This is a genomic window from Burkholderia sp. HMSC10F09, assembly GCF_001806955.1.
Taxonomy (GTDB): domain Bacteria; phylum Pseudomonadota; class Gammaproteobacteria; order Burkholderiales; family Burkholderiaceae; genus Burkholderia; species Burkholderia multivorans.
Genome location: NZ_KV786497.1, coordinates 1 through 8,731, shown reverse-complemented (window position 1 = coordinate 8,731; position 8,731 = coordinate 1). Strand labels below are relative to the sequence as shown.

The 8,731-nt window shown below is 67.3% G+C and carries 9 protein-coding genes; 7 read left to right on the top strand and 2 right to left on the bottom strand.

Translation table 11 applies throughout. The features are described from left to right. Positions 1–301: 301 nt before the first annotated feature. Complete coding sequence (locus HMPREF3115_RS00745) at positions 302–853, top strand: NADPH-dependent FMN reductase (protein WP_006404649.1); 552 nt, start codon at positions 302–304, stop codon at positions 851–853. Positions 854–910: 57 nt separating this feature from the next. Here the strand turns inward: HMPREF3115_RS00745 and HMPREF3115_RS00740 are convergent, their stop codons facing one another. Beyond that, the gene (locus tag HMPREF3115_RS00740; protein ID WP_070553193.1) at positions 911–3,151 is read right to left on the bottom strand and encodes a hybrid sensor histidine kinase/response regulator; all 2,241 of its coding nucleotides are present in this window, start codon (positions 3,149–3,151) and stop codon (positions 911–913) included. 468 nt (positions 3,152–3,619) lie between these two features. On the opposite strand from HMPREF3115_RS00740, the gene HMPREF3115_RS00735 reads away from it, so the two are divergent. From HMPREF3115_RS00735 to HMPREF3115_RS00725, 3 genes are read left to right on the top strand one after another with little or no spacing between them, the layout of a single operon-like run. Continuing rightward, on the top strand, positions 3,620–3,988 hold the full coding sequence (locus HMPREF3115_RS00735; RefSeq protein WP_006397543.1) for a response regulator: 369 nt from the start codon (positions 3,620–3,622) through the stop codon (positions 3,986–3,988). Then, positions 3,981–4,607: a chemotaxis protein CheC gene (locus HMPREF3115_RS00730; RefSeq protein WP_035488064.1), complete on the top strand. Its 627-nt coding sequence runs from the start codon at positions 3,981–3,983 to the stop codon at positions 4,605–4,607. Before HMPREF3115_RS00735 ends, HMPREF3115_RS00730 begins: the two co-directional genes overlap by 8 nt. Then, positions 4,604–5,542: a GGDEF domain-containing protein gene (locus tag HMPREF3115_RS00725; RefSeq protein ID WP_006404652.1), complete on the top strand. Its 939-nt coding sequence runs from the start codon at positions 4,604–4,606 to the stop codon at positions 5,540–5,542. Before HMPREF3115_RS00730 ends, HMPREF3115_RS00725 begins: the two co-directional genes overlap by 4 nt. 29 nt (positions 5,543–5,571) lie before the next feature. Here the strand turns inward: HMPREF3115_RS00725 and HMPREF3115_RS00720 are convergent, their stop codons facing one another. Continuing rightward, positions 5,572–6,456, bottom strand: a complete 885-nt coding sequence (locus HMPREF3115_RS00720; protein ID WP_070553191.1) for an alpha/beta fold hydrolase — start codon at positions 6,454–6,456, stop codon at positions 5,572–5,574. A 213-nt stretch (positions 6,457–6,669) separates the two neighbouring features. Between HMPREF3115_RS00720 and HMPREF3115_RS00715 the strand changes: the two genes are divergently transcribed. The 3 genes from HMPREF3115_RS00715 to HMPREF3115_RS00705 all read left to right on the top strand — a co-directional run. Next, positions 6,670–7,002 (top strand): hypothetical protein, encoded by a 333-nt coding sequence (locus tag HMPREF3115_RS00715; RefSeq protein WP_006397539.1) that lies wholly within the window; start codon positions 6,670–6,672, stop codon positions 7,000–7,002. Positions 7,003–7,293: 291 nt separating this feature from the next. Then, complete coding sequence (gene hpnD / locus HMPREF3115_RS00710) at positions 7,294–8,142, top strand: presqualene diphosphate synthase HpnD (protein WP_006404656.1); 849 nt, start codon at positions 7,294–7,296, stop codon at positions 8,140–8,142. A 4-nt stretch (positions 8,143–8,146) separates the two neighbouring features. Further along, the coding region (locus tag HMPREF3115_RS00705; protein ID WP_141751610.1) for an FAD-dependent oxidoreductase at positions 8,147–8,731 on the top strand (585 nt) is incomplete at its 3' end.

Below are 8,731 nucleotides of genomic sequence, written 5' to 3'. Positions count from 1 at the left end.
CCAGCACCCCAGCACCCCAGCACCGTCCCGTCCCACCCCGTCTCGCTTTCCCGCCCCGAACCCCCGCGCTGCGCTATGCTTCCCCAAGCCTTGCGTCGCACACAGCTTCCCGCGACGCACCGAGCCGCCATTCGCCCAACGCTCCACCCAGAGTTATCCACAATTTCTGTGGAAAACCTTGTGGAAAGTCGGCCGGATGGCCCGGCCGGGCGGCTCGCGGGCTGGCCTGCCTATAAACAGACCTTTGCCGCCTGCCCGGAATCAATTGATTCGATTCCTCACTTACCGGAAGGAGAACACCATGGCCTATCGTGTTGCGGTCGTCGTCGGCAGTCTGCGTCGCGGTTCGTGGAACCGCGCGCTCGCGCATGCCGTGATCTCGCTCGCCCCGTCGGACCTGTCGTTCGAATTCGTCGAGATCGGCGAACTGCCGCTGTACAGCCAGGATTACGACGCGGATTTTCCAGAGGTCGCGAAGCGGTTCAAGCAGTCGATCGAAGCCGCCGATGCGCTGTTGATCGTCACGCCCGAATACAACCGCTCGATTCCCGGCGTGCTGAAAAACGCGCTCGACTGGGGCTCGCGCCCGTGGGGTTCGAATTCGTGGGCCGGCAAGCCTGGCGCCGTGCTCGGCACGTCGCCGGGCGCGACCGGCACCGCGCTGGCGCAGCAGCATCTGCGCAACGTGCTCTCGTATCTCGACGTGAAGCTGCTCGGGCAGCCCGAGATGTTTATCAAGCACGATCCGACGCGCATCGACGACGAAGGCAAGATCGTCAACGAGGACACGCGCAAGTTTCTGCAGGGCTTCGTCGACCGCTACGCGGACTGGGTCCGCCTACTGAAGAAGTGAAGTTCGTCTGATCGCCGCGCGGCGCGCCCGGCCGGTGCCGTGAGGCGCCGGCCGTCGTCACGGGCGTGGGTGCTGCTCGTCGCGCCCGTCGCGGATCTCGATCAGGATCGCGTCGAGCAGCGCGATGTCGAACGGCTTCGACAGCACGCGTACGTTGACGCTGCGCGTGCGGTCGAGCTCCTCCGCATAGCCGGTGACGAGGATCACCGGCAGTTTCTCCGGCCGCTTGTCGATCGCCTCGGCGAGATCGATGCCGTTGAGGCGGCCCGGCATGTGAATGTCCGAGATCACGAGGTCGAACGCGTTGTCGTCGGTGGCGCTTTCGATCAGGCGCAGCGCGTCGTCGCCGGTCGCCACATAGGTCACGCGGTGGCCGAGCAGCGACAGCAATGCTTCTGTGCCGGCCGCGACTTCGCTGTTGTCTTCGACGAGCAGCACGTGCAGCCCGGTGTGCGGCGCGACGTGCGCGGCGGCCGGCGGCCGCGTCGTGATGTCCTCGGCCCGTGCGCGCGGCAAATAGAGCCGCACCGACGTGCCGGCACCGACCGCGCTGTCGATCGTCGCGAGCCCGCCCGAGCGCTCGCAGAACGCGAATACCTGCGGCAGCCCGAGGCCCGTGCCCATGCCGTGCGCCTTCGTCGTGAACAGCGGCTCGAACGCGCGCGACAGCACGTCGGGCGCCATGCCCGAGCCCGTATCGTCGAACGACAGCTGCGCGAAATCGCCGGTCAGCGGGAAGCCGTCCTCGCGGCGCAGCGTCACGTTGCGCGCGCCGACCGTGAAGCGGCCGCCGGTCGGCATGGCATCGCGTGCATTCACCGCGAGATTGATGACTGCGAGCTCGAGCTCCGCGACGTCGACACGAATCGGCCACACGCCCGGATCGATCGCGACGATGAGCGACGATTTCGAGCCGAGCGACGTCTTCAGCAGTTCGCGGCACGAGCCGAGCCATTGCCCGACGTCGATCGTCTCGCTGTGCAGCGGCTGCTTGCGCGCGACGCCGAGCAGCTGGCGCGTCAGCGACTGGCCGTTCTTCAGCGCGCGTTCGATCGCGCCGAGCTCCTTGTCGAGATGCTCGGCGTTGCGCCGCCGCATGATCTGCACGTTGCTCGAGATGATCATCAGCAGGTTGTTGAAGTCGTGCGCGACGCTGCCGACGAGGTTGCCGAGCGCCTGCATCTTGCGCGACTGCCGGTACGCCGATTCGATCGAGCGCCGCATCGACGCCTCCGCCTGCCAGCGTTCCCACGCGCGCTCCTCGGCCTTGAGCCGCTTCAGCGACAGCCAGATCACGCACCACAGCGCGATCGACGGCGCGAACATCGACAGGAACAGCACGCTCAGATGCTCGTACCATTCGCGCCAGATCGCGGACGCCCGATACGTGCAAATCACATAGACGGGATAGCTGCCGACCTGCCGGTACGCGACGATCTCGCTGCCGCTGCCGCCGTGATGCACGCGCACGACGCCCGCGCGCGGATCGTTGTGCGGGTTGCCGAACGTCGCCTCGCGATCGGTGTGCGTCGCCGACGGCAACTGCGGATACGACGCGAGCACCGCGCCGTCGGAGCGCGCGAGCGCCATCGTCATCGGCGTTTTCGCGCCGCCGAGCAAATCGCGGTAGAACGCGTTGAAATAGGACGACTTCAGCGCGATCGACACCATCCCCGCGAACGATCCGTCGCTGTTGCGCCGCGCGATGCCGGTGTTGAATACCGGAATGTTCTCCAGCTTCAGCGGCCCCATCATCAGCTTCGAGATGTGCTCGATCACGCGGCCGTCGCGGATGCCGATGAAGTCTTCGCGGTTCTCGATCGACGCGTACGGCGCGGGGTAATAAAGCGAGTTCGCGAGCAGCATCCCGCTTGCGCCGAAGATCGACACGGCCGCGACCTGCGGATAGCCGCCGGCGATCGTATTGAGCGCGTCATGGATGTCGGCCTCCTCGTTGCGCACGGTCGCGTCCTTCATGTCCTGCACGAGATCGACGATCCGCGCGTCGAGCGTTTCCGTCAGGTCGAAGACCTTCAGCGCATGTTCCTCGGCGACGCGCACGGTGCGCATGGTCACGTCGCTGGCGGCCGCCTCGCGTGCCTTCAGGTCGTTGTAAGCCATCACGACCACATAGATGCACGGCAGCACGATCGCCGCGACGAGCAGCACGATCAACGTGATGCGGCGGACCGCGAAGTCGTGTTCGGGCGCACCGGATGCGTAGTTGCCGTCGTCCTGCCAGTCGTCGGCGGGAGCGGTGACGGGAGTACGGGATTCGGCGGGCCGGTCGGACGTCATTCGGTAGGAGGGTCTTGCAGAGGTGCCTGCCATCATAAACGAGTTGCGTCGGCGATCCGTGCGCAAGGCGACAGCCGCGGCGGCAAGCATATCGCGCGAAGCAAATCGTCAGATTGAAAACGCGACGAATCCGGAAGCGCAAACGTACACAAAGAAAAATTTTGCGTCTTCGTGTCAAAAATGGTCGCGAGTGTTTTCGGAATAGGCGACGGCTGAATCGATTCTGTTCGAAGCAGTAAAAATGGCGAGTTGCGGTGCTTTCGGTTTACTCCGAGAATCGCGCGTTGCTTTCCCTATGACAGATAGATATGCGCCCGCCGGTATCCGCCGCGCGGCGCGTCGCGCTCATGCGCGGCGCTGCCTGCGTGCCGCACCGGCGGCTGCCGCGTACGCGACGTCCGGCGCTCAAGAAGCGCTCCGGAAAGTCGTTAACGCGAGAGAGACCATTCCGTATTTCGCTTCACTGCCATGTCCTTGCCGATTGTGATTGCCGACGATTCGCTGCTTGCGCGCAAACTGTTGGCGAAAGCCTTGCCGGGAGACTGGGACGTCGATGTCGCGTATGCAGCGAATGGTCGAGAGGCCTTGGCGCTCTATCGTGACGGCAAAGCTTCCGTGATGTTTCTGGACCTGACGATGCCCGACATGAACGGCTATCAGGTGCTCGAAACACTGCGCCACGAGGATATGAACACGTTCGTGATCGTGGTATCCGCTGACATCCAGCCGCAGGCGCAAGCGCGCGTCCGCGAGCTCGGCGCGATCGCGTTCGTCGCCAAACCCGTGACGTCGGAGGCATTGCTGCCCATTCTCAAGGAGTATGGGTTGTATGCCTGACTCGGTGTTCACGGCGGAGCAACGCGACGCGTTGCAGGAGATCGCCAATCTCGCGATGGGCCGCGCCGCGGCACGGCTCGCGGTGCTGCTGGGCCGCTTCATCGAACTGTCGGTGCCGCGCGTGCGCGTCGTCCATGCGGCCGAGGCGGGACGCGCGCTGCGCGAGATGACGGGGATCGACGACAACGTGACCGCCGTGCGCCAGGGTTTCCGGTCCGACATCAAGGGCGAGGCGATCGTGCTCTGCCGCAGCGCGGGCGTCGGGCGGCTGATGTCGCTCGTCGAGCGCACCTTCGGCGGCGGCACGCACGGCGGGATGGCGACGCAGGACGAACTCGTGTTCGACGTCGCGAACGCGCTGATGGGCGCATGCGTCGCGTCGATTCTCGACGAGCTCGGCCGCAAGCCGGTGTTCTTTCCGCCGGGCCTGCTCGGCACCAACGTGTCGTTCGAGGACGTGTTCCAGCCGACCGTGCTCGCATGGAGCGTCGCGCTGCTGCTCGAAGTGAATTTCGGTCTCGAGGATCACGCGTTTCGCGCACATTTCGTGATGCTGATGGCCGAAGACTCGATCCGGCTGATGGGCGACGCGCTCGACGCGTTGCTGTCCGCGCTATGACGACCGAACGCGCATCGCTCAGCGATCTCGTGATCGAGCGCGTCGGCTTCGGGCTGTTCGTGCTCGATCGCCGGATGACCGTGCTGATGTGGAATCGCTTCATGCAGGACCACAGTGGCGTGCCGGCCGCCGACGTGATCGGCCGCAACCTCTTCGACTGCTTCCCCGACCTGCCGCGCGCGTGGCTCACGCGCAAGCTCGACAGCGTGTTCCAGCTCGGCAGCTTCGCGTTCAGCTCGTGGGAGCAGCGGCCCTATCTGTTTCGTTTCGAGCACGATCGGCCGATCACGGGCGGCGTCGACTACATGCAGCAGGACTGCACGTTCATGCCGCTCACGCGCGGCCGCGACGTCGAAGCGGTGTGCGTGACGATCTCGGATGTCACGCACGTCAGCGTGATGCAGCGCGAGCGCGAAGAGGCGGTCGCGAAGCTGCGCGAGCATGCGAACCGCGACGGCCTCACCGGCATCGCGAACCGGCGCTACTTCGAGACGCGGCTCGGCGAAGAGTTCGCGCGCTGGCAGCGCTACGGCGGCGATCTGTCGATGCTGCTGTTCGATCTCGATCACTTCAAGGCGATCAACGACCGCTTCGGCCATGCGGTCGGCGATGCGGTGCTGCGCGAGACCGCGCGCCGCGTGGCGGCGATCGTGCGCGCGCAGGATACGTTCGGCCGCTTCGGCGGCGAGGAATTCGCGCTGCTGCTGCCCTGCACGAATCTCGACGAAGCGCTGCAGGTCGCGGACAAGGTGCGCGACGCGATCGGCCGCACGACGGTGGACGCAGAAGGCGTCAGCGTCGCGGTGACGGCGAGCGTCGGCGCCGCGTGCGCGAAACTCGGACAGCCCGCATGCGACGCGCTCGTCAACGACGCGGACGCCGCGCTCTATCGCGCGAAACGGCTCGGCCGCGACCGCTCGGTCGGCTACGCGTAGGCGGCGCGGTCGATCAGTCGGTCGGTCCGTCAGTGCTTCGCGATGTCGGCCAGCACGCCGGCGAGCACGGCCGGCTGCGACATGAACGGCGAATGGCTGCTGTCGAGCTGATGCACGTGCGTCGGATTGCCGGGCGCGAACGCATCGGCTTCGTCGATGAAGCGCTGCTGCAGCGCCGGCAGCAGTACGCGATCCTGCAGGCACTTGATGTAGTGGCGCTCGATCGCGCCCCATCGCGCGGCCGTCGTCGGGATCGCCGTCGCGAACGGCGCGGCCGGCACGTCGCAGCTCATCAGGTTCGCCACTGCGTCGAAATCGGCCTGCGGGACGTCGTCGCAAAGCGCGCGGCGCGTCGCCGCGCGATAGTCGGCGTCGCCGCTGCGCGGGTCGATCCGCAACGCGCCGGCAACGCGCGGGCTCGCGAGCATCAGCGGGCCGAGCAATTCCCCGCGGTTCTCCGGTGCGCGCACGTAGTCGAGGCCCGGTACGCCCGCGGCCGGCATGAAGGCGGCCAGATAGACGAGCTTCGCGATCTTGTCCGGCGCGCGTTCGGCAGCTGCGGTGATCGCGAGGCCGCCCATGCTGTGGCCGACCAGGATCACCTTGCCGCGGCCGAGCGCGTATGCGTCGTCGACCGCCTGCATCACCTGCGTCGCGTAATCGTCGAGCGTCGTGTTCGCGACCGGCGACGGCTCGGCGCCGAACGCGTCCTTGTCGAGCGGCCGCACGTGATACGACGCGGGAAAGCGCGCGTGGAGGCCGTGCGCGGGCAGATCGCGCGCGATCGACAGATGGCCGCGCGCGGCCAGCGCGGCCGCGACGTGCGCGAAGCACCACGCGCCATGCCATGCGCCGTGCACGAGCACGAAAACCGGGTGATCGGACTGCGAGGGGGCGGTCACGTTCGTCTCCATGGATCTGCGTTTTTATCAGGACAAAGCGTCATCTTAGACGAACGCGGCGTGCCGCAAGCGGGCCGCCGCACTGCGCGCGCCGGCAGTCGCCTGCGCGACGACGATGCTGCCCCGAATGTCTCGCCGAGGCCACAATTTCGTGCGAGTCTGATTCAAATTTGCGGAAAAGCGCGTTAGTTTGACGCTTTCCCGCCGTCTTCCGCTGCTTCACCGATGAACGTCGACTATCTCTTCTACCGGAAACCGGACAAGCCCGGCCCCTACTCGCTCGACGACCTCGGCGACGTCGCGCCGCCGATCGGCGCGAGCGACGCGGTGCGCGCCGGCATCGCGCGCGTGTTCGAGGAAATCGACTGGGCGGAATCGCCCGACGTGCCGGGCGCGTGGTTCGGCACCGGCGGCGCGGTGTTCCAGTTCACGGCCGAACCGGACGGCCGCGTCACGAGCTTCATGGGGTCGCGCCTGGAGCGCCGTGCGATGCTGCAGCTGACGCGCGAAATGGGGCTGATCGCGCTCGATCTGCAGCGCGACATCGTCTACGGCTGACGCGGCTGCCGCCGCGCGATTCGCCGGGCCGCATGCCGGTGCCCCCGGCGGCGCCGGCCTTGGCGGCCGCTCCCGCTGCGGCGCGGCTTTCTGGCTGGCGCGCGCGGCAGCAACCGCCCGCCATCGATCTTCAAAGATTGCTATACTTTCGCCCAATTCCGGCAACCGGCCGGTAATTTGTGCCTGTCTGCGTCGATCGTTCGACTATCTCGCACGCATTTGCCGCCTGACCATCCCAGCCGGGCATCGCTTCTTCAATCGCCCCGCGCGGGTGTCTCCGTGGAGCTCGTCTTGGCCGTTTCCAATCTCGTCGTGGACGAACAAGAAACCGACGCCGCTGCCGTCACATCGGGCAGTTCTTTCTACCTCGCGATGCGCATCCTGCCGGCCGTGCAGCGCGACGCGATGTTCCAGGTCTACGCGTTCTGCCGCGCGGTGGACGATATCGCCGACAGCGACCTGCCGCGCGCCGAGCGCGCCGCGGGCCTCGAACGCTGGCGCGCCGACATCGACGCGTGCTTCGCCGGCCATCCGCCGCGCCACCTGGTCGCGCTCGAACGCGAAATCCGCGCATTCAATCTGCAGCGCGACGACTTCCACGCGATGATCGACGGGATGGCGATGGACGCCGCCGAGGATATCTGCGCGCCCGACGAGCCGACGCTCGACCTCTATTGCGACCGCGTGGCGAGCGCGGCCGGCCGGCTGTCGGTGAGAATTTTCGGGATGCCGGAAGCCGAAGGCATCAAGCTGTCGCACCACCTCGGCCGCGCGCTGCAATTGACGAACATCCTGCGCGACATCGACGACGACGCGGCGATCAACCGCTGCTATCTGCCGCGCGAACTGCTGCAGCGCGAAGGGATCGCGATTTCCGATCCGGCCACGATCGCGCGCGACCCGGCGTTGCCGCGCGTGTGCGCGACGCTCGTCGAACGCGCGCTCGAACATTTCAGGCAGGCCGATGCGGTGATGGACACGTGCGCACGCGCGCAGGTGAAGGCGCCGCGGATCATGTCGGGCGCGTATCGCTGCATTCTCGAGGCGGCGGTCGCCCGCGGCTTTGCGGCACCGCGCGCGCCGCTGCGCAAGCCGAAGGCGCGGATGCTGATGATCGCCGCGCGCTACGCGCTGTTCTGAGCCGATGCCCAGAACCGTCCACGTGATCGGTGCCGGTCTCGCGGGCCTGTCGGCCGCCGTCGAGCTGCAACGTCGCGGGCGGCGCATCGTGCTGCACGACGCGCACGCGCATGCGGGCGGCCGTTGCCGCTCGTGGTTCGACTCGACGCTCGGTACGACGGTCGACAGCGGCCTGCATCGCGTGTTCGCGGGGCAGGCGGCGACGCAGCGCTATCTGCGCACGATCGGCGCGGCCGATCAGCTGACGGGCCCGTCGTCGTCCGAGTTTCCGGTCGTCGATCTCGCGTCGCAGCAGCGCTGGACGCTGCGCTTCGGCAATCGGCGCTGGCCGTCGTGGCTGTTCGACGCGACCGCGCGCGCACCGGGCACGACGCCGCTCGACTACGCGTCGCTCGCCTCGCTCGCGTTCGCGCGCACCGGCCGCTCGCTCGCGCAGACGATGCGCTGCGACGGCGTGCTCTGGGAGCGCTGGCTGCGGCCGCATTTTCTTCGCGTGCTGAACGTCGAGCCGCGTCATGCGACCGCCGAGCTGGCGCGCGCGGCCCTGTGCGGGACGCTCGCGGCCGGCGGCCCCGGCTGCCGGCCGCTC

Bases quoted from the DNA above. Each gene is read 5' to 3' on its own strand.
- HMPREF3115_RS00745 (WP_006404649.1), top strand. From the start codon at position 302: ATGGCCTATCGTGTTGCGGTCGTCGTCGGCAGTCTGCGTCGCGGTTCG.
- HMPREF3115_RS00740 (WP_070553193.1), bottom strand. From the start codon at position 3,151: ATGACGTCCGACCGGCCCGCCGAATCCCGTACTCCCGTCACCGCTCCC.
- HMPREF3115_RS00735 (WP_006397543.1), top strand. From the start codon at position 3,620: ATGTCCTTGCCGATTGTGATTGCCGACGATTCGCTGCTTGCGCGCAAA.
- HMPREF3115_RS00730 (WP_035488064.1), top strand. From the start codon at position 3,981: ATGCCTGACTCGGTGTTCACGGCGGAGCAACGCGACGCGTTGCAGGAG.
- HMPREF3115_RS00725 (WP_006404652.1), top strand. From the start codon at position 4,604: ATGACGACCGAACGCGCATCGCTCAGCGATCTCGTGATCGAGCGCGTC.
- HMPREF3115_RS00720 (WP_070553191.1), bottom strand. From the start codon at position 6,456: ATGGAGACGAACGTGACCGCCCCCTCGCAGTCCGATCACCCGGTTTTC.
- HMPREF3115_RS00715 (WP_006397539.1), top strand. From the start codon at position 6,670: ATGAACGTCGACTATCTCTTCTACCGGAAACCGGACAAGCCCGGCCCC.